The organism is Nocardioides sp. CF8 (assembly GCF_000389985.1).
Taxonomy (GTDB): domain Bacteria; phylum Actinomycetota; class Actinomycetes; order Propionibacteriales; family Nocardioidaceae; genus Nocardioides; species Nocardioides allogilvus.
Genome location: NZ_CM001852.1, coordinates 1,940,136 through 1,961,082, shown reverse-complemented (window position 1 = coordinate 1,961,082; position 20,947 = coordinate 1,940,136). Strand labels below are relative to the sequence as shown.

Sequence of the window (20,947 nt, the reverse complement as noted above, 5' to 3'; positions counted from 1 at the left end):
GTAAGAGTCGCAGGGACGCCCTGCACATTACATCTCGCACCCGGCCCGCGCGGCCGAGAAGGACCAGGGAACACCATGAGCACGCAGCTGCACGTCGCCTTCGGAATCGTCGAAGGACGTGTCCACTCCGTCGAGGACCAGGCCCTGCTGCGCTCGGTCCAGCTCGCTCGTCGCGAGCAGCGCCGAGCCGATCGCTCCGCGCGCCGCAACGCTCGCTGAGCCTGCACGGGCGCCTATGCTCGGCGCCATGAGTGATGACACCCTCCGCAGCGTCGCGCTGACCAAGATCGGTGACGCCCGCTTCAAGGCAACGAACGCCCGTGGTGGCGAGACCTTCATGGGCACCGGGGGAGAGGACCCCGACTTCACGCCGGTCGAGATGCTGCTCGCCGCGATCGCCGGGTGCAGCGCCATCGACGTCGACCTCATCACCGCCAAGCGGGCCGTCAGCACGAGCTTCGACATCACCGCCGAGGGCCACAAGGTCCGCGACGAGTCCGGCAACCACATGACCGGCCTGCGACTCTCCTTCGACATCACCTTCCCCGACGGGCCCGAGGGCGACGCCGCGCGCGAGTTCCTCCCGAAGGCGATCGAGATGTCCCGCGACCGGCTGTGCACCGTCAGCCGCACGGTCCAGCTGGGTGCCGACGTCACCTACGACCAGACCTGACGGTGCTGGGTCGTACGCCGACCCGTGGCTGGACCACGGAGCGGATGCCGCGCCAGGACGGGCGGACCTTCGTCGTCACCGGCGCCTCCGGCGGGCTCGGCCTCGCGACCGCCACGGCGCTGGCCGGCGCCGGTGCGAGGGTCGTGGTCGCCGTACGCAACGTGGACAAGGGACGCGCGGTCATCGACGGCGTGCCGGGTGACTTCGTCCTACGTCGCCTCGACGTCGCCGACCTGTCGTCGGTGCGCGCCTTCGCCGACGAGACGGAGCGGGTCGACGTCCTGGTCAACAACGCGGGGGTGATGTCGCTGCCGCGGTCGCGGACCGTCGACGGCTTCGAGACGCAGCTCGCGACCAACCACCTCGGTCACTTCGCCCTGACCAACCTGCTCCTGCCCAGGCTGACGGACCGGGTCGTCACCATCGGGTCGGACGCCCATCGCAGCGGAGTGCTCGACGTGGCGGACCTCTTCTTCGACCGGCGCCCCTACCGGCCCTATGCCGCCTACGCGGCGTCGAAGCTGGCCAACGTCAGCTTCCTGGGCGAGCTGCAACGCCGTCTCACCGCGGCCGGCTCGACCCTGCGGTCCGTGGGCGCGCACCCCGGCTACACGTCGACCGGCATCCAGGTCAGCACCGGAAGCGCAGCCTTCAACCGCATCGGCGCCCTGGGCAACCGAGTGGTCGGCATGCCAGTCGCGCGCGGCGTCCAGCCGGCCCTGTTCGCGGCGACCATGGACGTCCCGGGCAACTCCTACTTCGGGCCGCACGGCCCGATGGAGCTGTGGGGCTCACCGGTGCCGGTCGGTCGCTCCGAAATGGCCAGCGACCCCGACCTCGCCAAGGAGCTGTGGGCGAGGTCGGAGTCGCTGACGGGGATCAGCTGGCCGCTGTAGCGATCAGCCGATGGTGACACCGGTGATGTCGATCGGGCCGGCGTTGGGGACGCCGCCGCCGGCGGGGTGCGAGCCGTCGTCGCCCTTCTTGGCAGCCTTGGTGAGCAGCTTGAGGCCGGCCGGGTCGACGGAGCCGAAGACGTTGTAGTCGGGCGTCAGGCCGGGGGAGTCGTTGAACACGAAGAAGAACTGCGAGCCGTTGGTGTCGGGGCCGGCGTTGGCCATGGCGAGCGTGCCCGCCTCATAGGTCTCCTCGCCGGTCAGCTCGTCGGCGTAGCTGTAGCCGGGACCGCCCGAGCCGCTGCCGGACGGGTCACCGCACTGCAGGATGCCGAAGGAGGGGGCCGTTGCCATGCGCGGGCACGGCGAGTCGTCGAAGAATCCCTGCTCGGCGAGCGAGACGAACGAGTTGACCGTGCAGGGGGTGGCGTCGGCGTCGAGCGTCGCGGGGATGTCGCCGAGCGTGGTCTGGAAGACGACCTTCACCTCGCCGGACACGGTGGGCTCGCTCGGCGGGAGCTCGACCTCCCTGACGGCGGGGGAGCCGCCCTCGACGTACTCACAGGCACCGGCGGCGGACTCGGTCTCGGCCGGCGTCTCACTCGTGGTCTCGCTGGTGGTCTCCTCGGTGGTCGGGTCGGTCGCGCTCTCGCCCCCTTCGTTGCCGCACGCTGCGAGGGAAAGACAGGCCAGGGTCGCCGAGATGGCTACGAGTCGCTTCAACATGCCGACGATCGTAGGGGAGATCGTGTGTGGACCTAGGATCACGTTCGTGAATCAACGCGTGCCGACCCAGGGCGACCGACTGCCGCTGCTCATCACGCTCGGCGTCTTCGTCGTGATGCTGGCGTGCCTGCCGCTGGTCTGGATGCTCGACGCAGACATCGACGAGGACCGGCCGATGTACCAGGACATGCTGCGCATGCAGAACCTCCAGGCCTTGAACGTCGTCAACGAGGGCAGACCCGAGGACGTGACCGCCACGGACGGCGAGGCCGTGAAGGTCGGCGCCAGTGAGTTCACCGCGTCGCCGGGAGTGACGGTCGTCGTCCGCGCGGTCGACGAGAACTCGTTCTGCGTCAGCGCCAGCAACGACCTGGGCGAGAGGGCCGAGCGCTGCAGCGAGTGACCGGCACGGTCACGACGTCGTTGAGATCGTGACCGGCACCCGGGTCAATCCGGCTGTGGATGAACAGGCCATGGCCTGGTTGATCGACTCCTCGCTGGGTGCCACCGCAGCGAGCCCCGTCGTGGTCGCCCCCGTCGCGTCGCGGAGCCGGATCACGGCGAGAACGCCGACACGCGTCTCGGAGAGCGTGAACCTCACGGTCTGCCCGGCGATGCGCAGCCGGCTCACACCGCGGGTGGTGCCCGCCGCGCACGACTGCTCCCCGGCGGCGCGTCCTCGATAGGTCGCGGACTCGTCACTGAGCGTGACCGTCTCGCCGTTGTTCTTGGCTAGTACGCCGCTGCACTCACCGGAAGCGCGTGCGATCGCCGTCGTGGTCACCATGGCGGCGCCCAGGCCAGGCTCGAACCTCACCACGCCGGTCAGGGAGCAGGAGCCGTCGAAGGTTGCCGGCCCCGGTGTGCCGGCCGCCGCTGCTGGCGCAATGGCGAGAGCGCCCACGAGAGTCAGCGCTGCTGCGAGGTTCTCCACCTGGCACCTCCTCATGTTACTGCCACAGTGGCAGTAGTAGGCTTCCAAGAGTGCCGCCCACACCCTCGCGCGTCAACAACCCGACCACTCACACACGACGACGGCGTCGCCCCGAGGAGGCACAGGCCGAGATCCTCGATGCGACGCGCGACCTGCTGACGCGCCTGCCGGGGGAGCAGGTGACGGTGAGTGCCGTGATGGCGTCCACCACGCTCAGCAGGAAGTCCTTCTACGTCTACTTCGCCGATCGCAACGAGCTGTTGCGACGACTGCTCGACCCGTTGGCAGCGCAGCGGGACTCCATCATCGAGCCGGTCTACACAGCTGACAGCCTGATGCTGGCCGGCCAGGAAGCGCTGCACGGACTGGCTCGCTTCTATCTCGAGCACGGCCGTTTGTTGCGCGCACTGGCCCATGCGGCGGCGCATGACGACGACACGCGACGAGCGTGGCGCGGGTTCATGGAACCGGTGGTCGACGCGCACGTGCGGTTGGTCGAGCTGGAGATCGCTGCCGGTCGGATCTCGGGCATCGACCCCGAACCGACAGTGCGAGCGTTGCTCGCGATGAACCTGCAGTACTTCTTCGACGAGCTGGTCGACAACCCGGCTCCCGACGTCGACGCCGTGGCGAGCACGCTGACGACGGTGTGGGGACGCGTTCTCTACGGGACGGCCAGGTAGGCCGTCTTCGCGTCGGGGGAGAAGCCGCAGCTGCGGTAGAAGGCATGGGTCCCGGGCGTCCTCGAGCCGGTGAGCAGCATGGCCTTGTAGCAGCCTGCGTCCCAGGCGGCCTGGAGCGTCGCCGCCATGATCTGCTTCCCGAGCCCGGACCCACGGTGGCTCTCGTCGACGACGACGTTCTCGATGACGGCGTACGGCGACGCGCCCCGCGTCATGTTCGCGATGATGTTCAGATAGGTGGTCGCGACCACCGCGCCATCCACCTCGAGCAGCAACAGGGACAGCCCTGGCGTCCTCAGGATCACGTCGAAGGCGGTCCGGTCGGAACCATCCTCCAGGACCGGGTCCGCCGGATGCAGCTGACGGTAGAGACGCGCAATGGCCTGGAAGTCTTCTGCAACTGCCTCACGGATCACCGGCGAACCGTACAGCTCTCGAACAGTGGCGATTCGTCCCCAGGTGACGAGTGGGGAGGGTGAACACCGGTCCCGACCCACACATATTGACATAATGTCAGTTATCGGCGCTTTGCCTGGGGAACCAGATCGGGGTCAGATCAGGCGCACATCCCGATTTCGTTCCCCACCCGACGTGCAGGTCTACTGCGTCGGGTTCTCACAGTAGAACGCGTCGCGTCCGCCACCGGAGTGGTACTCGTAGCGCTGCCCGCCGGCTGACAGCACGATCCGCTGGCCGTCGACCAGCGCCTGGGTGTACATCTTCCCGGACTGGGCGCACCCGAGGCTGCCGTCGCGCCAGGTGACCTCCTCGAGCTCGAGGAGCGTTATGTCGCCCTCGTCCACTCCCAACGTGCCGGCCAGGTCGGTGACGGCCTGCTGCGCGACTGGTGATGGCGAGGGTGTCGGTTCGCCGGGTGATGTGCTCACGGTGTCCTCCGTGCTCGGGTCCTGGGGTTCGGACGTCGACGCGCACCCGCTCAGGACGAGCGCCACAGCGGACGCCACCACGCAGTGTCGAACGATTCCCATGACGGCTCCTTGCCCGATGATGCCCGCACGATGGCGGGACGCAGATGGCCGTCGCTGACGCACTGTCCCTCAGTTCCAACTTATAGCGCAGTGGGGGGCTTGCGGCAAGGCCCCCGGCATGGTCCAGACTCGCCCATCCAGGCCGGTTCTGCGCACCTCGCGGGACGCCCACACGCATCGGAGCAGATGTTCAGTGACGACTGGCACCACCAGTGCTTTCGACCTTCCCGACCAACGATCCGCCAAGTCCGACCCCGCGCTGATCACCGACGACGAGCAGCATTTCCGGGCCATCGGCGAGAGCCTCGAGAGCTCGATCGCTGACTTGTCCGCGCGGCTCAACGAGCAGCTCAGGGCTCCGGGCGGCACCGGCCAGGCCGCGATGGACCGCGACGAGGAGATCCACCGACTCAGCGGCCGCCTGCGCACCCTGCGTCGCTACACCCTCGACCTGTGCCTGGGCCGCGTCGTGGGTACGGCGGGCGAGGCCCTCTACATCGGGCGCCTCGGCCTGACCGACCGTGACGGCCGGCGCCTGCTCGTGGACTGGCGCTCCCCCGCGGCCGAGCCGTTCTTCGGCGCGACCCACGCCAACCCGATGGGGCTGGCGAGCCGCCGGCGCTACCGCTGGACCCGCGGTCGCATCAGCGACTACTGGGACGAGGTGTTCACCTCCGAAGGGCTCGAGGGCCACGCCGCCCTGGACGACCAGTCCGCCTTCATCGCCACCCTGGGCAGCAGCCGCTCGCCGCAGATGCGCGACGTGCTCGGCACCATCCAGGCCGACCAGGACGCCATCATCCGCTCGGGCTCGCGCGGAACCCATGTCGTCGACGGCGGTCCGGGCACGGGCAAGACCGTGGTGGCGCTGCACCGCACGGCCTACCTCCTCTACTCCGACCCCCGGCTGGGCGATCGCCGCGGCGGCGTGCTCTTCGTGGGTCCGCACGCGCCGTACCTCGCGTATGTCGCCGACGTCCTGCCCAGCCTCGGCGAGGAGGGAGTCAAGACGTGCACGTTGCTCGACCTGCAACCCGAAGGTGCGGCCCTCCAGGTGGAGGCAGACCCCGAGGTGGCACGCCTGAAGTCGTCCGTCGACATGGTCCGGGCGATCGAACCGGCCGTCAGGCTGTACGAGGAGCCGCCCACCGAGGGCATGGAGGTCGAGACCCACTGGGCCGACGTCTGGCTCAGCGCCACGGACTGGGCGGAGGCCTTCGCCGCACCGGCTCCGGGCACTCCCCACAACGAGGCACGCGACCAGATCTGGGAGGAGCTGCTCACGATCCTCATCGACAAGCACGAGGCCGATGACGAGGTCTCCCCCGAGCTCGTGCGCCGATCGCTGGCCCAGAACACCGACCTGGTCACTGCCTTCAACAAGGCCTGGCCGGTCATCGAGGCGGCCGACCTGGTCGGCGACCTGTGGGAGGTTCCGGCCTACCTGCGGATGTGCGCTCCCTGGCTGAGCCCCGACGAGGTGCGCACCCTGCGACGCGCCGACGCCCGCGCCTGGACCGTCTCCGACCTCCCCCTGCTCGACGCCGCTCGACAACGTCTCGGCGACCCGGAGGCATCGCGTCGCCGACGTCGGCACGAGGCGGCCGTCGCGGCCGAGCGCGCACGGATGGACCGGGTGATCGACGAGATCCTCCAGCAGGAGGACGACGACGGGATGATGGCCCAGCTCAACCAGGGCGGCCTCCGCGACGCGCTGGTCGACGAGGGTGCGCTCCCGGAGGCGACCTCCGATCCCCTGGCCGGGCCGTTCGCGCACATCGTGGTCGACGAGGCCCAGGAGCTGACCGACGCGGAGTGGCAGATGCTGCTGCAGCGCTGCCCGTCGCGCAGCTTCACCATCGTCGGCGACCGCGCGCAGGCGCGCCACGGCTTCACCGAGTCGTGGGAGGAGCGCCTCGAGCGAGTCGGTCTCGACCAGGTGCACCTGGCGTCGCTGAGCATCAACTACCGCACGCCCGAGGAAGTCATGACCGCGGCCGAGCCGGTCATCCGCGCCGTACTCCCCGACGCCAACGTGCCGACCTCCATCCGCCGCAGCGGGATCCCCGTCCAGCATGGCTCGACGGCCGAGTTGCAGCAGGTCCTCGACTCATGGCTGGCCGAGCACGCCGAAGGCATCGCGTGCGTCATCGGCGACCCCGCCTTCGAGGGCACCGCGCGCGTCCGCTCCCTCTCCCCCGAGCACGTCAAGGGCCTCGAGTTCGACCTCGTCGTGCTGATCGACCCCGAGACCTTCGGCACGGGCATCGAGGGCGCCGTGGACCGGTACGTCGCCATGACCCGGGCGACGGAGAGGCTGGTCATCCTCACGAGCGGGTGAGCTTCGACGTCACCCGCCGACGTACGCCGCCAGGTGCTCGCCGGTGAGCGTCGTCGCCTTCGAGGACACCAGCTCGGCCGGCGTGCCCTCGAAGACGATCGTCCCGCCGTCGTGGCCGGCACCGGGGCCGATGTCGATCAGCCAGTCGGCGTGCGCCATCACAGCCTGGTGGTGCTCGATCACGATCACCGACTTGCCGGACTCGACGAGCCGGTCGAGCAGGCCGAGCAGGTTGGCGACGTCGGCGAGGTGCAGGCCGGTGGTCGGCTCGTCGAGGATGTAGATATCGCCCTTGTCGGCCATCTGGGTGGCCAGCTTGAGTCGCTGGCGCTCTCCGCCGGAGAGGGTGGTCAGCGGCTGGCCCAGGCTGAGGTAGCCGAGTCCGACGTCCTCGAGCCGGTCCAGGATCTTGTAGGCGGCCGGGGTCTTGGCCTCCCCCTCGCCGAAGAACGCCTCGGCCTCGGTCACCGACATCGCCAGCACCTCGGCGATGTTCTTGCCGCCGAACGTGTATTCCAGCACCGCCGCCTGGAAGCGCTTGCCCTCGCACTCCTCGCACGGCGACTCGACCGTGGCCATCACGCCCAGCTCGGTGAAGATCACGCCGGCGCCGTTGCAGGTCGGGCACGCGCCCTCGGAGTTCGAGCTGAACAGGGCCGGCTTGACGCCGTTGGCCTTGGCGAAGGCCTTGCGGATCGGTTCGAGCAGTCCGGTGTACGTCGCCGGGTTGCTGCGCCGCGACCCCTTGATCGCTCCCTGGTCGATCGTGATCACGCCGTCGCGGCCCGCCAGCGAGCCGTGGATCAGGGAGCTCTTGCCGGAGCCCGCGACCCCGGTGATGACGCAGAGCACGCCGAGCGGCACGTCGACGTCGACGTCCTTCAGGTTGTGCGTCGAGGCGTCCTTGATCGAGAGCTGGCCGGACGGGGTCCGGACCGCCTCCTTGAGCGCGGCGCGGTCGTCGAGGTGGCGACCGGTGGTGGTGTCGCTCCCCCGCAGCCCTGCGACGGTGCCCTCGAAGCAGATCTCACCACCCGCCGTACCGGCTGCCGGGCCGAGGTCGACGACGTGGTCGGCGATCGCGATCGTCTCCGGCTTGTGCTCGACCACGAGCACCGTGTTGCCCTTGTCGCGCAGCTGCAGCAGGAGCTGGTTCATCCGCTCGATGTCGTGCGGGTGCAGGCCGATCGTGGGCTCGTCGAAGACGTAGGTGACGTCGGTGAGGGACGAGCCGAGGTGGCGGATCATCTTGGTCCGCTGGGCCTCTCCCCCGGACAACGTGCCCGCCGGGCGGTCGAGGGAGAGATAGCCGAGGCCGATGTCGGCGAAGGAGTCGAGGAGGTGCTGCAGGCCCTTGAGCAGCGGGGCGACCGACGGCTCGTCGAGCTCGCGCACCCAGTCGGCCAGGTCGTTGATCTGCATCTGGCAGAGCTCGGCGATGTTCTTGCCGGCCACCTTCGACGACAGCGCCTCCTTCGTGAGCCGGGTGCCGTCGCAGTCGGGGCAGGTCTGGAAGGTGACCGCCCGCTCGACGAAGCGACGCACGTGCGGCTGCATCGCCTCGGGGTCCTTGGACAGCATCGACTTCTGGATCTTGGGGATGATCCCGTCGAAGGTGAGGTTGATGCCCTCGACCTTGATCTTGGTCGGCTCCGAGTAGAGCATCGTCTCGAGCTGCTTCTTGGTGAACTTCGCGATCGGCTTGTCCATGGGCAGCCCGACGCCCTCGAACAGCCGGCCGTACCACCCGTCCATCGAGTAGCCCGGGATCGTCAGGGCGCCCTCGCTGAGCGACTTCGTCTCGTCGTAGAGCGCGGTCAGGTCGATGTCGTTGACCGTGCCCATGCCCTCGCAGCGCGGGCACATGCCGCCGAGGTAGACGGCGTCCTTGACCACCTTCTTCTCGGTGTGGCCGGCCTTCTCCGTGCTCATCACACCACCGGCGCGACGGGTGGGGACGTTGAAGGAGTAGGCCGTGGGAGGTCCGATGTGCGGGGACCCGAGCCGGCTGAAGAGGATGCGCAGCATCGCATTGGCATCGGTCGCGGTGCCGACCGTGGAGCGCGGGTTGGCCCCCATCCGCTCCTGGTCGACGATGATCGCTGTCGTCAGCCCCTCGAGGTAGTCGACCTCCGGGCGCGCCAGCGACGGCATGAAGCCCTGCAGGAAGGCGCTGTAGGTCTCGTTGATCATCCGCTGCGACTCGGCAGCGATCGTCGCGAAGACCAGCGAGCTCTTGCCCGACCCCGAGACTCCCGTGAAGACCGTCAGCCTGCGCTTGGGGATCTCCACGCTGACGTTCTTCAGGTTGTTCTCCCGCGCCCCCTGCACCCGGATCAGGTCGTGGCTGTCGGCGACGTGCGTGCTCATCGTGCTCCCTCGTTCGGTCGGACCGGCGTCCGCGATCCTCTCGCGTCCTGCACTCCCGGGGCCAACGATCACCGGCTGTGTCGCGTTCCTAGACTGCGCGGGTGGTGGAACGGGCAGAAGCTGGAGCGCAGGCTGCGTTCCGTCGCGGCCTGAGGATCGGCGTCCCCTTCGGCGTGGTCGGCTTCCTGCTCAGTCTCTCCTTCGCGGTGCTGGCGCGGCAGGCAGGCTTCAGCGTCGCCCAGGCCGTGGTCACGTCCGCGATCGTCTTCGCCGGGTCTGCCCAGTTCGCCATGTTGTCGGTCGTCATCGCGGGTGGCGGCATCCCCGCTGCCCTCACCGCGGCCAGCCTGATGAACTCACGCTTCCTCGCCATGGGCGTCGCCCTCGCGCCGTCGCTGCCGGGAGGGCCGCTCAAGCGCGCCGTCCAGGGCCAGACGGTCGTGGACTCGTCGTGGGCGATCGCCAACCGGGGCGACGGCACCTTCGACCGGTGGCTGCTCTTCGGCACCACGGTTCCGCAGTACGTCGCCTGGGTGCTCGGCTCGGTGGCCGGCGCCTTCTTCGGGGACGCGTTCGGCGACACCCACCGGCTGGGGCTCGACGCGATCTATCCGACGTTCTTCCTGGCCCTGCTCATCGCCGAGGTCAGGGACCCATCAGCACGCTGGGCGGCCCTGGGCGGTGGCGCGCTCGCCCTGGCGCTCGTGCCGATCAGTCCCCCGGGCGTCCCGATCCTCGCGGCGAGCGCGGTCGCGCTGCTCGGCCTCGTGCGGAGGTCGCGATGACGTTGTCGCCCACCCAGGTCTGGGTGCTGATCCTCGGGTGCGCCGCGCTCACGATGCTGATCAAGGCGCTCGGGCCGATGCTCCTCGGCGGTCGCTCCCTCCCTGCGTGGTTCACCCGGGTGGTGGTGCTGATGGCGCCGACCCTGCTGTGCGCGCTGGTGGTGACCTCGGTGCTGGCCACCGGCCGCACGTGGTCGGTGGGCGCCCACACCGTCGGGGTGGCCGTGGCCGGGGTGCTGCTGTGGCGCCGCCACTCGCTGGTGCTCGCAGTCGTGGTCGCCGTGGCGGTCACGGCCGGGCTCCGCGCGCTCTGAGCTCAGCGCCAGCCGAGCTCGGGCGCCACCAGGGTCAGCACGTTGTCGATGAGCTGGGCGTTGTAGTCGACTCCGAGCTGGTTGGGCACCGTCAGCAGCAACGTGTCGGCAGCGGCGACGGCCTCGTCCTCGGCGAGCTGCTTGACGAGGACGTCCGGCTCAGCGGCGTACGTCTTGCCGAACCGTGCCTTGCCGCCCTCGAGCATGCCGACCTGGTCGGTGCTGCGCCGCTCGGTGCCGAAGTAGGCGTGGTCGAGCTCGGAGACGAGCGGCATGATGCTGCGGCTGACCGAGACGCGCGGCGTGCGTGTGTGTCCGGCGGCCTGCCACGCGTCGCGGAAGCGCTGGATCTGCTCGGCCTGCAGCTGGTGGAACGGCACGCCGGTGTCCTCGGTGAGCAGCGTCGAGCTCATCAGGTTCATGCCCTGCTCGGCGGTCCACTCAGCGGTGGCGCGGGTCGCGGCGCCCCACCAGATGCGGTCGCGCAGTCCCTCGGAGTGCGGCTCGACGCGCAGCAGCCCGGGCGGGTTGGGGAACATCGGTCGAGGGTTGGGCTCGGCGAACCCCTCCCCCTCGAGCATCCTGAGGAACACCGCCGTGTGCTCGCGCGCCATCGTCGCGTGGTCGCCGTCCAACGGATCGAAGCCGAAGTGGCGGTAGCCCTCGATGACCTGCTCCGGTGATCCGCGGCTGATGCCGAGCTGGAGCCGGCCGTCGGCGATCAGGTCGGACGCGCCGGCGTCCTCGGCCATGTAGAGCGGGTTCTCGTAGCGCATGTCGATCACGCCGGTGCCGATCTCGATCCTGCTCGTGCGCGCGCCGACAGCAGCCAGCAGCGGGAACGGCGACGCGAGCTGTCGCGCGAAGTGGTGCACGCGGTAGTAGGCACCGTCCGCGCCGAGCTCCTCGGCCGCCACGGCCAGGTCGATCGCCTGGTGCAGCGCGTCGGCCGCGGTGCGGGTCTGCGAGTGCGGCGATGGGGTCCAGTGGCCGAAGGAGAGGAAGCCGATGTTCTTCATGCAGGATTCAACAACCTTCCACCGTCGCTATTCCGGGCGGCGGGAGGGCGGACCGGCTGCTTGGATGTCCGCATGAGCGACACACACCAGCTGGAGACCGCCGAGGAGTTCCACGCCCGGGTGGCCGCCGCCACCGACGACGAGGGACGCCTGCCGGTGGCCGTCGAGGCGATGCCGGGCTGGGACATCTTCCCCTTCGAGCTCGAGGGGCTGCTGATCAAGCCGCTCGAGCCGCTGCTCGACGCCGAGCCGCCACGTGAGGGCGAGGACCCTGCTGACTGCTCCTGCCAGTCGCCGATGCCGGCCGAGCGCGCAGCCCGGGTCGCGTGGAGCAACGAGCGCTGGGCGCTGGTCGCGCTCGACATGAAGCTGCCGGTCTCCTTCATCCTGCGTCCCGTCGAGCACTTCGACATCGCCGACCTGCCCGACGACCTGGCAGCCGAGCTGGGGGTGCTGATGGTGCGCATCGCCGCTGCCGTGGAAGAGCTGCCGAGCGTCGGGCGCTGCCACATCGGTCGCTACGGCGACGGCGGGGCACACGCGCACCCGTTCTTCTTCGGCCGACCGGCCCGGATGCCGCAGCTGCGCGGCTCCTGCCTGCTCGACTGGGAGGAGAACCTCCCGCCCGTCCCGCCCGAGGTGCTGCGGGCCAACGCGGCGTACGTCGCCGGGCGCCTCGTCGAGCGGGTGGGCGGCTCCGGCCCCGCGTGGGGCTGAGGCCGGAGCCGACCGGTCAGACGCAGCAGGTCGCCTCTGCGGCAGGAGCGTCCACGACCGGCGCGTCGTCGAGCACCGTGTAGATCTCCCAGCGCTCGGCGTCCGGGGTGTCCTGCACCCAGAACTTGTCCTGGCGGGCGTAGCAGCAGGTGGTGTCCTTCTCCTCGATCACCGCATGGCCGAGAGCGGCGAGCCGCTCCTGCTCCGCCTCGACGGTGGCCGTGTCGGCCACCTCCACACCGAGGTGGTTGACCGATCCCCCGCTGCCGGGGTTCTCGATCAGCACGAGCTTCAGCGGCGGCGTGGTGATCGCGAAGTTGGCGTAGCCCGGCCGGGTCTTGGCCGGCTCGGTGCCGAACAGGTGGCTGTAGAACGCGATGGAGGCGTCGAGGTCGTTGACGTTGAGGGCGAGTTGCAGACGAGACATGTGGAGCTCCTTAAATATTGATGGTTGTCGATGTCTGAGAGTGACAAGGATATCGACATCTGTCAATATTGATCCATGTCGAAGTCTGAACTGACGCTCACGGCCGCCGAGTCGGTGGCGTGCTGCTCCCCCGTGCTCAAGCAGCCGATGGATGCCCAGGTGGCAGAGCGCATCGCGCCGATGCTCAAGGCGATCGCCGATCCGGTCCGGTTGCGGCTCCTCAGCCTGGTGGCCGCGCACGAGGGCGGCGAGGCGTGCGTCTGCGACCTCAACGACGCCTTCGACCTCAGCCAGCCCACCATCAGCCACCACCTCAAGGTCCTGCACGAGGCCGGCCTGCTCGACCGGAGCAAGCGCGGGGTGTGGGTCTACTACCGCGTGCACACCGAGGCACTCACCGACCTGGGCACCCTGCTGGGCGGGGTGGCCCGGTGACCCTCCTGCGCAGCGGTCTGTCCGAGCTGGTCGGGACGGCCTTCCTCGTCGCGGCCGTGGTCGGGTCCGGCATCATGGCGACCCGGCTGACCGACGACGTCGGGCTGCAGCTCCTGATCAACTCCACCGCCACCGGCGCAGTGCTCGTGGCGCTGATCTTGTCCCTGCAGCCGGTCTCGGCCGCCTTCAACCCGGTGGTGACGCTGGTGGAGCTCGGCCTGGGGCTGATCGCCCCACTGGCCGCCGCTTGTCACGTCGCCGCCCAGGTCGTCGGCGGGATCCTCGGCGCCGTACTCGCCAACCTGATGTTCGACCTGGACGCGGTCTCCGTCGCGGGCACCCAGCGCGACGGGAGCCACCTCCTCATCGCCGAGGTGGTCGCAACCCTCGGCCTCGTCGTCATCGTCTTCGGCAGCGTCCGCTCCGGTCGCACCGAGAGCATCGCCTTCGCCGTCGGTGGCTACATCGCCGCGGCCTACTGGTTCACCAGCTCGACCAGCTTCGCCAACCCTGCGGTCACAGTGGCCCGCATGTTCTCCGACACGTTCGCCGGGATCGCCCCGGGCTCCGTCGCGCCGTTCCTGCTCATGCAGGTCATCGGCGGGGCCCTCGCCCTCGGACTCGTGCGCGTCCTCTACCCCACCCCTGAGGAGTCCCAGTGAAGCCCACCGTCCTGTTCGTGTGCGTCCACAACGCCGGCCGTTCGCAGATGGCCGCCGGCTGGTTGCAGCACCTCGCCGGCGATCGCGTCGAGGTGCTGAGCGCGGGGTCCGCGCCGGCCGAGACGATCAACCCCACCGCGGTCGAGGCGATGGCCGAGGTCGGCATCGACATCACCTCGGCCAGGCCCAAGGTCCTGACAGACGGCGCCGTGCAGGCCTCCGACGTGGTGATCACCATGGGCTGCGGTGACGCCTGCCCGTTCTACGCCGGCAAGCGCTACGAGGACTGGCATCTCGAGGACCCGGCCGGTCAGGGCATCGAGGCCGTCCGTCCGATCCGCGACGAGATCCGCGCGCGTGTCGAGGCGCTGGTCGCGGAGATCGCGCCCGCCTAGGACACCGGTCGTCCGCTCCGCCTAGTCATCCTGGGTGGTTGTGATGGCCCGATGACACCTGTCCCCGCGCGTTCGGCTGCGAGCGCCGCCCGGTCGTGTCACCGTCGAGACATGTGGGACACCGTCACCAGCACCACCGAGCACCTCTCGCACGATCGCCCGTGCGTCGAGTGCGGGCACGGCCAGCACACCTACCTCCCGTGCTCCGACTCCTGCGAGTGCGCGCGCGGCCGGGCCCTGCAGGGCAGCTCTCGCTGACCCAACGGGCTCACGGCTGGAGCAGCACCTTGATCGCGCGGCGCTCGTCCATCGCGCGGTAGCCCTCGGGCGACTCGTCCAGCGGCAGCGTCAGGTCGAAGACCAGGCCCGGGTTGATCGCCCCCGAGAGCGTCCGCTCCAGCAGTTCGGGGAGGTACTTGCGCACCGGCGCCATCCCGCCGGCCAGCCCGATGTTCTGCTGGAACATCTTGCGCACCGGCAGCTCCACGTCGTGGGGTACGCCGACGAAGCCGACCGTCGCCCCGGGGCGGGCCACGGCGAAGGCCGTCTTGATCGCCTGGTCGGTCCCGACGCACTCGAGGACGGCGTCGGCGCCGATGCCGTCGGTGATCTCCGCGATCCGGGCGGCGCCCTCCTTGCCGCGCTCGGCCACGATGTGGGTGGCGCCGAACTGGCGGGCGATGTCCTGGCGGGACTCGTGGCGCGACATGGCGATCACGCGCTCGGCGCCCATCTGCGCGGCAGCCAGCACGCCGCACAGGCCGACGGCGCCGTCACCGACGACGACCGCCGTGCTGCCGGGCTTCACACCCGCCGACACGGCTGCGTGCCATCCGGTGGCCATCACGTCGGAGAGGGCGAGCAGCGACGGGACCAGGCCGGCGTCGGGCATCGCGTCGGTCTTGACCATGGAGCCGTTGGCCTGGGTGACCAGGGCGTACTCGGCCTGGCCGCTCATCGTGAAGCCGAGGTTGACGCACCCGGCCTGCATGCCGTTGCGGCAGTGGGCGCAGGTGTTGTCGCAGTGGTCGAACGGCACGATGACGAAGTCGCCGGGCTTGAAGTCGGTGACCTCGGCACCCACCTCCTCGACGATGCCGACGCACTCGTGGCCGATCGTGTCGCCGGGCGTGATGTCGTTGAAGCCGCGGTAGGGCCACAGGTCCGAGCCGCAGATGCAGCCCGCGGTCACCTTGATGATGGCCTCGGTCGGCTTGGTGATCGTCGGGTCGGGGACCTCTTCGACGCGGATGTCACCGGGGGCGTGGATGGTCGTTGCGCGCATGACGCCGATCCTCGCACGACGGTGGAGGGCTCCCGGGTGTGACGCGGCTCGCCGCGTTGGCACTGCTTGTCGTATCTCATATCTGAGATACCGTGATCTCCATGGAGACGGACTACAAGGGTCGCATCGGGAACCTCATCCGTGACGCGCGCAAGCACCGGCGCCTCACCCAGCACCAGCTGGCCGAGCTGCTCGCCACCAGCCAGAGCGCCATCAACCGGATCGAGAAGGGTCACCAGAACCTCTCGCTCGAGATGCTGGCGCGTATCGGCGCCGCTCTCGACTCCGAGATCGTCGCCCTGGGTGCCGGGCCGACCCACTTGCGAGTCACCGGTCCCACGACGCTGTCGGGGTCGATCGAGGTCAAGACCTCCAAGAACGCCGGTGTCGCCCTGCTCTGTGCCTCGCTGCTGAACCGCGGTCGCACCACGCTGCGCAAGGTCGCGCGCATCGAGGAGGTCAACCGGCTGCTCGAGGTGCTGACCTCCCTCGGGGTCCAGACCCGCTGGCTCAACGACCAGAACGACCTCGAGATCATCCCGCCCGCCGAGCTCGACCTGACGAAGATCGACGAGGACGCGGCTCGCCGAACCCGCTCGGTCATCATGTTCCTCGGCCCGTTGCTGCACCGCAGCGACAGCTTCGACCTCCCCTACGCCGGCGGCTGCAACCTCGGCACCCGCACCGTCGAGCCGCACATGTCGGCCCTGCGTCCCTTCGGCCTCGAGGTCAAGGCCACCGACGGGATGTACCACGCCCAGGTCAACCGGGCCGTCGAACCCGGCCGCCCGATCGTGCTCACCGAGCGCGGCGACACGGTCACCGAGAACGCCCTGATGGCCGCCGCCCTGCACCCGGGCACCACAGTCATCCGCAACGCCTCCTCCAACTACATGGTCCAGGACCTCTGTTTCTACCTCCAGAAGCTCGGCGTCGTCATCGACGGCGTCGGCAGCACCACGCTGCGCGTCACCGGCTGCGAGCGCATCGACGTCGACGTCGACTACTCCCCCTCCGAGGACCCGATCGAGGCGATGTCGCTGCTGGCGGCCGCGATCGTCACCAAGTCGTCGATCACCATCACCCGGGTCCCGATCGAGTTCCTCGAGATCGAGCTGGCGACGCTGGAGGAGATGGGCTTCCGCTACACCCGCACCGAGGAATACGTCGCCGCCAACGGCGCCACGCGCCTGGTCGACCTCACCACGAGCGCCAGCGACCTGACGGCTCCGCTGGACAAGATCCACCCGATGCCCTTCCCGGGCCTCAACATCGACAACCTCCCGTTCTTCGCCGCGATCGCCGCGGTCGCCGAGGGCCAGACCCTGTTGCACGACTGGGTCTACGAGAACCGCGCGATCTACCTCACCGAGCTCAACAAGCTCGGGGCCCAGGTCAAGCTGCTCGACCCCCACCGCGTCCTGGTCGAGGGCCCGACGCACTGGTCCGGCGCGGAGATCGTCTGCCCGCCCGCGCTGCGCCCGGCCGTGGTGATCCTGCTGGCGATGCTGGCCTGCAAGGGCACCTCGGTGCTGCGTTCCACCTACGTCATCCACCGCGGCTACGAGGACCTCGCCGAGAGGCTCAACCTCCTCGGGGCCAACATCGAAACGTTCCGTGACATCTGAGTCGAGCAGCAACGAGCGAGGAACGAGCTCGAGGCGTCAGCTCGACGAACGCCTGAGCAAGGCCCACGACCGAGGGACGAGGGCGTGACGGCTGCGGCGAAGCCCTCCGCACTGCTCGAGGCGTATGACGCCCAGCTCCGCCGCGAGGCGGAGCTGCTCACCGCCACGGACGTCTCCACCGACGGACCGCTGGTGCGCGGGCGCTTCGACCGTGGCGGGTTCGTCAGCTACCGCGACCTCGACGGTCTTGCCGGGGCCGACCTCGACGCGCTGATCCGGCGCACCATCGCCCACTTCCGCGACGAGACCGACGTCGAGGACTTCGAGTGGAAGACCCGCGGCCACGACGCGCCCGCCGACCTGGCCGACCACCTCCTGGCGGCGGGCCTCCGCGCCGAGCCCGAGGAGACGGTGATGATCGGTGAGGCGGCCGCGCTCCCCGTACCCGTCGAGATCCCGGCCGAGGTGTCGCTGCGACGACTCGACCCCGACGCCGCGACGTTCACCGACGACGCGCACCGCATGGCCGCCATGCAGGCGGCAGCGTTCGGCGACGGCCCGTCGGGCGACGCACTGATCGCTCGCCTCGTGCACCCCGACGGCCTGTCGGAGGCCTGGGTCGCCGAGGCGGACGGCGAGGTCGTGTGCGCCGGCCGGCTCGAGGTGGTCCCGGGGACCGAGTTCGCGGGCCTGTGGGGCGGCGCCACGATCGCGCCGTGGCGCGGCCGGGGCATCTACCGCGCCCTGGTCGCGGCTCGGGCGTCGTCGGCGATCACCCGCGGCGTGCGCTACCTCCAGTCCGACTGCACCGAGATGTCCCGCCCGATCCTGGAGCGGTCCGGCCTCGTGCGCGTCACCACCACGACACCCTTCGTCTGGCAACGCGACACCCTTCGCCCCTGAGCACCGCCATACTGCTCGCGTGAGACGTCGCTACCTCGACCACGCCAGCGTCCTGGCCTTCGCACACCGTGGTGGCGCCTACCACCCCGAGATCGAGGGCCTCGAGAACACGATGGCCGCGTTCACCCATGCGGTCGCCCTCGGCTACACCTACCTCGAGACCGATGTCCACGTGACCGGCGACGGGGTGCTGCTCGCCTTCCACGACGACGTCCTCGACCGGGTGACCGACCGCACGGGCAGCATCGCCGAGACGTCGTACGCCGATGTGCAGGCCGCCCTCATCGGTGGCCGCGAGCGCGTGCCGACGTTGACCGAGCTCTTCGAGGCCTTTCCCGACGCCCGCTTCAACATCGACATCAAGTCGGCCGGGGCCGTCTCGGCGCTCGCGGAGTTCATCGCGGCCAACGAGGCGTGGGACCGGGTGCTGGTCGGCTCGTTCTCCAGGACCCGCCTCGGTGCCTTCCGCCGCCTGACCCGGGGTCGGGTGGCCACCTCCGCGCACCCGCTGGAGGTGGCGGCCTACGTCCTGTCCCCCACTGCCGCCCTCGCCCGGCTGCTGACGCCGGGCCGGCCGGACGCGCTGCAGATCCCGCACCGGCGCGGTCGGCTCGTCGTGGCATCGCGACGCGTCATCCGCCGCGCGCACGCGAACGGCGTCCAGGTGCACGTGTGGACGGTGGATGAACGCGACGAAATGATCGAGCTGCTGGAGCGTGGTGTCGATGGCCTGATCACCGATCGCACCGACATACTCATCGACGTGCTGCGATCCCGCGGCCAATGGGAGGACAAGTCATGAGCAACACGGTTCCCGGTGGGATCGCTGACCTCAGGCCGCTCGAGCAGGAGAAGGAGCAGAAGGCCTGGTACTGGTACGACTGGGCGAACAGTGCCTACACGACCACGATCGGTACCGTCTTCTTCGGCCCCTACTTCATCAACCTCGCCGAGAACGCCGTGGGCGAGGGCGGTCGCTTCGACGTCGGCCCCTTCTCGATGCCTCCCGGCTCGCTTTTCTTCTGGCTGATCACCGCCTCGACGATCCTGTCGGCGTTGCTGCTGCCGCCCCTCGGCGCCTACGCCGACCGCACGGCCAACAAGAAGGGACTGCTCGCGTTCTTCGCGTGGACCGGCGCCTTCTTCGCAGCCCTGATCTTCTTCGCCACGGGCGACAACTGGCAGCTCGCGGCCGTCGGCATCGTCATCGGCAACCTGTGCTTCGGTGCGGCGGGAGTCATCAACGACTCCATCCTCCCGCTCATCTCCGACGAGGCCAACCGCGACCGCGTCTCGTCACGCGGGTGGGCGTTCGGCTACCTCGGCGGCGGGCTGCTGCTGGTCGTCAACCTCGCCGTCTTCCTCGGGCACGAGAAGATCGGTCTCGAGGAGGGCATGGCCGCGCGGCTGTGCATGCTGTCGGCTGCCGTCTGGTGGGCCGCGTTCACCCTCATCCCCTTCCGCCGGCTCAACAACCACCCGCCGGCCGACGTCGAGCCCGTCCAGGGCAACGCGGTCAGGCGCAGCTTCGGCCAGCTGGGCGCGACCTTGCGCGAGATGAAGAACTACCCGATGGCGCTGACCTTCCTGCTGGCCTACCTCTTCTTCAACGACGGCATCCAGACGGTCATCGCCTCTGCCTCGGTGTACGGCGCCGAGGAGCTCGGGCACGACCAGACGATCCTCATCGCCACCATCTTGATGGTGCAGTTCGTCGCGTTCTTCGGTGCGCTGCTCTTCGGCCGCCTCGCCGCTCGCCAGGGTGCGAAGAAGACGATCCTGATGGGCCTGGTGATCTGGATGGTCATCGTCACCGTCGCGCTCTTCCTGCCGGCCGGCAACGTGCCGTTGTTCCTCGTCCTGGGCGCGGCCATCGGCGTCGTGCTGGGCGGCACGCAGGCCCTCGCGCGCTCCTACTTCTCGCTGCTGATCCCGCGCGGCAAGGAAGCCGAGTACTTCAGCTTCTACCACGCGATGGACCGCGGGACGTCGTGGTTCGGGACGGCCACCTTCGCGATCGTGCTCGCGATCACCGACTCCTACCGACCGGCGATCTTCGCGCTGATCGCCTTCTTCGTGATCGGTGGGCTGCTGCTGACCCGGGTCGACACCGAGCGCGGCATCCGTGAGGCCGGCAACGACATGCCCGCCGTCGTCTGATCGCACCGATGCCCCGGCGTCGGTGACCTGTCTCACCCCGACGGGTGAGGCAGGTCTCCGGATTCCCCGGAACCTTGCGCACCCCGCTAACGTTGATTGAATCGAGACGTAAACGTCGGCACAACCGGCGTCAGGACAAGCCAGTCCGCCCGTCTCATGACCGTCCCCATCAACGGGCGGACAAACTTTTCAGCACACTTGGAGGTGGCTCAATGGCGGAGCGCACACTACGCGGCGCGAGGCTCGGCGGCCAGAGCTTTGAAGACGAGCGCGGCATCGAGTTCGCCGCTCGTCAGCAGGTGGGTTACCGCTGCGACCACGGGCACGAGTTCGAGATCACGATGTCGGTCGAGGCCGACATCCCCGCGAACTGGGAGTGCCCGCGTTGCGGCGCCAAGGCCCTCAGCACCGCCGGCATCCTGCCCGAGGAGAAGGTCGAGAAGCCGGCTCGCACCCACTGGGACATGCTGCTCGAGCGCCGTTCCACCCAGGAGCTCGAGGACATCCTCAAGGAGCGCCTCGACCTGCTCCGTGGCGGTCAGATCGGCCCGGCGCACCTGCACCGCGCCAACGCCAAGAAGCGCAAGGTCTCCTGACCTGCTCGA

Annotated in this window: 26 protein-coding genes; 18 read left to right on the top strand and 8 right to left on the bottom strand. The window is 69.4% G+C overall.

Features of this window, described 5'->3' with window-relative positions; translation table 11 throughout:
• Positions 1–75 precede the first annotated feature (75 nt).
• Genes CF8_RS21995 through CF8_RS09590 form a run of 3 tightly spaced genes read left to right on the top strand, consistent with a single transcriptional unit; the run spans position 76 to position 1,569 of the window.
• A complete protein-coding gene (locus CF8_RS21995; protein ID WP_156887203.1) occupies positions 76–219 on the top strand; it encodes a hypothetical protein in 144 nt (47 codons plus the stop codon).
• 28 nt (positions 220–247) lie between these two features.
• Positions 248–673, top strand: coding sequence for an OsmC family protein (locus tag CF8_RS09595; RefSeq protein ID WP_010832922.1), 426 nt, complete (start codon positions 248–250; stop codon positions 671–673).
• Positions 616–1,569, top strand: a complete 954-nt coding sequence (locus tag CF8_RS09590; protein WP_442937098.1) for an oxidoreductase — start codon at positions 616–618, stop codon at positions 1,567–1,569. Before CF8_RS09595 ends, CF8_RS09590 begins: the two co-directional genes overlap by 58 nt.
• Before the next feature lie 3 nt (positions 1,570–1,572).
• On the opposite strand, the gene CF8_RS09585 is transcribed toward CF8_RS09590, so the two are convergent.
• Positions 1,573–2,295, bottom strand: coding sequence for a peptidylprolyl isomerase (locus CF8_RS09585; RefSeq protein ID WP_010832920.1), 723 nt, complete (start codon positions 2,293–2,295; stop codon positions 1,573–1,575).
• A 46-nt stretch (positions 2,296–2,341) separates the two neighbouring features.
• Between CF8_RS09585 and CF8_RS09580 the strand changes: the two genes are divergently transcribed.
• The gene (locus CF8_RS09580) at positions 2,342–2,698 is read left to right on the top strand and encodes a hypothetical protein (protein ID WP_156887202.1); all 357 of its coding nucleotides are present in this window, start codon (positions 2,342–2,344) and stop codon (positions 2,696–2,698) included.
• A gap of 9 nt (positions 2,699–2,707) precedes the next feature.
• Here the strand turns inward: CF8_RS09580 and CF8_RS09575 are convergent, their stop codons facing one another.
• Positions 2,708–3,229, bottom strand: a complete 522-nt coding sequence (locus CF8_RS09575; RefSeq protein ID WP_010832918.1) for a hypothetical protein — start codon at positions 3,227–3,229, stop codon at positions 2,708–2,710.
• Between the two features lie 50 nt (positions 3,230–3,279).
• Here CF8_RS09575 and CF8_RS09570 point away from each other — a divergent pair, with 50 nt between their 5' ends.
• The gene (locus CF8_RS09570; protein ID WP_010832917.1) at positions 3,280–3,912 is read left to right on the top strand and encodes a TetR/AcrR family transcriptional regulator; all 633 of its coding nucleotides are present in this window, start codon (positions 3,280–3,282) and stop codon (positions 3,910–3,912) included.
• On the opposite strand, the gene CF8_RS09565 is transcribed toward CF8_RS09570, so the two are convergent.
• Both CF8_RS09565 and CF8_RS20895 read right to left on the bottom strand, forming a co-directional pair.
• Positions 3,894–4,328 carry a GNAT family N-acetyltransferase gene (locus CF8_RS09565; RefSeq protein ID WP_010832916.1) on the bottom strand — a complete coding sequence of 145 codons (435 nt, stop codon included), beginning with the start codon at positions 4,326–4,328 and terminating at the stop codon, positions 3,894–3,896. The two genes, CF8_RS09570 and CF8_RS09565, sit on opposite strands and share 19 nt — an antisense overlap.
• A gap of 183 nt (positions 4,329–4,511) precedes the next feature.
• Positions 4,512–4,799, bottom strand: a complete 288-nt coding sequence (locus CF8_RS20895; RefSeq protein ID WP_156887198.1) for a hypothetical protein — start codon at positions 4,797–4,799, stop codon at positions 4,512–4,514.
• Positions 4,800–5,094: 295 nt separating this feature from the next.
• On the opposite strand from CF8_RS20895, the gene helR reads away from it, so the two are divergent.
• Entirely contained in the window at positions 5,095–7,242 is a 2,148-nt protein-coding gene (helR, locus tag CF8_RS09555; RefSeq protein ID WP_010832914.1) for an RNA polymerase recycling motor ATPase HelR, read from the top strand.
• 9 nt (positions 7,243–7,251) lie between these two features.
• On the opposite strand, the gene CF8_RS09550 is transcribed toward helR, so the two are convergent.
• On the bottom strand, positions 7,252–9,612 hold the full coding sequence (locus tag CF8_RS09550) for an ATP-binding cassette domain-containing protein (protein ID WP_010832913.1): 2,361 nt from the start codon (positions 9,610–9,612) through the stop codon (positions 7,252–7,254).
• Positions 9,613–9,713: 101 nt separating this feature from the next.
• Here CF8_RS09550 and CF8_RS09545 point away from each other — a divergent pair, with 101 nt between their 5' ends.
• Together CF8_RS09545 and CF8_RS09540 are read left to right on the top strand one after the other, a co-directional pair.
• Complete coding sequence (locus CF8_RS09545) at positions 9,714–10,397, top strand: AzlC family ABC transporter permease (protein ID WP_232211605.1); 684 nt, start codon at positions 9,714–9,716, stop codon at positions 10,395–10,397.
• Positions 10,394–10,711: an AzlD domain-containing protein gene (locus CF8_RS09540; protein WP_010832911.1), complete on the top strand. Its 318-nt coding sequence runs from the start codon at positions 10,394–10,396 to the stop codon at positions 10,709–10,711. Before CF8_RS09545 ends, CF8_RS09540 begins: the two co-directional genes overlap by 4 nt.
• Before the next feature lie 2 nt (positions 10,712–10,713).
• Here the strand turns inward: CF8_RS09540 and CF8_RS09535 are convergent, their stop codons facing one another.
• Positions 10,714–11,730, bottom strand: a complete 1,017-nt coding sequence (locus CF8_RS09535) for an LLM class flavin-dependent oxidoreductase (RefSeq protein ID WP_010832910.1) — start codon at positions 11,728–11,730, stop codon at positions 10,714–10,716.
• Between the two features lie 72 nt (positions 11,731–11,802).
• Here CF8_RS09535 and CF8_RS09530 point away from each other — a divergent pair, with 72 nt between their 5' ends.
• On the top strand, positions 11,803–12,447 hold the full coding sequence (locus tag CF8_RS09530; protein ID WP_010832909.1) for a hypothetical protein: 645 nt from the start codon (positions 11,803–11,805) through the stop codon (positions 12,445–12,447).
• Positions 12,448–12,463: 16 nt separating this feature from the next.
• Here CF8_RS09530 and CF8_RS09525 read toward each other — a convergent pair whose 3' ends face one another.
• Positions 12,464–12,874 carry an ArsI/CadI family heavy metal resistance metalloenzyme gene (locus tag CF8_RS09525; RefSeq protein ID WP_010832908.1) on the bottom strand — a complete coding sequence of 137 codons (411 nt, stop codon included), beginning with the start codon at positions 12,872–12,874 and terminating at the stop codon, positions 12,464–12,466.
• A 75-nt stretch (positions 12,875–12,949) separates the two neighbouring features.
• Between CF8_RS09525 and CF8_RS09520 the strand changes: the two genes are divergently transcribed.
• The 4 genes from CF8_RS09520 to CF8_RS21990 all read left to right on the top strand — a co-directional run bounded on the left by CF8_RS09520 (position 12,950) and on the right by CF8_RS21990 (position 14,624).
• On the top strand, positions 12,950–13,309 hold the full coding sequence (locus tag CF8_RS09520) for an ArsR/SmtB family transcription factor (protein ID WP_010832907.1): 360 nt from the start codon (positions 12,950–12,952) through the stop codon (positions 13,307–13,309).
• A complete protein-coding gene (locus CF8_RS09515; protein ID WP_010832906.1) occupies positions 13,306–13,971 on the top strand; it encodes an aquaporin in 666 nt (221 codons plus the stop codon). Before CF8_RS09520 ends, CF8_RS09515 begins: the two co-directional genes overlap by 4 nt.
• A complete protein-coding gene (locus tag CF8_RS09510; protein ID WP_010832905.1) occupies positions 13,968–14,366 on the top strand; it encodes an arsenate reductase ArsC in 399 nt (132 codons plus the stop codon). Before CF8_RS09515 ends, CF8_RS09510 begins: the two co-directional genes overlap by 4 nt.
• A gap of 111 nt (positions 14,367–14,477) precedes the next feature.
• Entirely contained in the window at positions 14,478–14,624 is a 147-nt protein-coding gene (locus CF8_RS21990; RefSeq protein ID WP_156887197.1) for a hypothetical protein, read from the top strand.
• A 10-nt stretch (positions 14,625–14,634) separates the two neighbouring features.
• Here CF8_RS21990 and CF8_RS09505 read toward each other — a convergent pair whose 3' ends face one another.
• Entirely contained in the window at positions 14,635–15,651 is a 1,017-nt protein-coding gene (locus CF8_RS09505; protein WP_010832904.1) for a zinc-dependent alcohol dehydrogenase family protein, read from the bottom strand.
• Positions 15,652–15,752: 101 nt separating this feature from the next.
• Here CF8_RS09505 and CF8_RS09500 point away from each other — a divergent pair, with 101 nt between their 5' ends.
• The 5 genes from CF8_RS09500 (at position 15,753) to CF8_RS09480 (ending at position 20,938) form a co-directional block, all read left to right on the top strand.
• Complete coding sequence (locus tag CF8_RS09500; protein WP_036490673.1) at positions 15,753–17,279, top strand: helix-turn-helix domain-containing protein; 1,527 nt, start codon at positions 15,753–15,755, stop codon at positions 17,277–17,279.
• 84 nt (positions 17,280–17,363) lie between these two features.
• Complete coding sequence (locus CF8_RS09495; protein ID WP_010832902.1) at positions 17,364–18,182, top strand: GNAT family N-acetyltransferase; 819 nt, start codon at positions 17,364–17,366, stop codon at positions 18,180–18,182.
• 19 nt (positions 18,183–18,201) lie between these two features.
• Positions 18,202–18,984 (top strand): glycerophosphodiester phosphodiesterase, encoded by a 783-nt coding sequence (locus CF8_RS09490; protein ID WP_010832901.1) that lies wholly within the window; start codon positions 18,202–18,204, stop codon positions 18,982–18,984.
• A complete protein-coding gene (locus CF8_RS09485) occupies positions 18,981–20,342 on the top strand; it encodes an MFS transporter (RefSeq protein WP_036490671.1) in 1,362 nt (453 codons plus the stop codon). The genes CF8_RS09490 and CF8_RS09485 overlap by 4 nt, the downstream gene beginning before the upstream one ends.
• 212 nt (positions 20,343–20,554) lie before the next feature.
• Positions 20,555–20,938 carry an RNA polymerase-binding protein RbpA gene (locus tag CF8_RS09480; RefSeq protein ID WP_010832899.1) on the top strand — a complete coding sequence of 128 codons (384 nt, stop codon included), beginning with the start codon at positions 20,555–20,557 and terminating at the stop codon, positions 20,936–20,938.
• Positions 20,939–20,947: the final 9 nt, after the last annotated feature.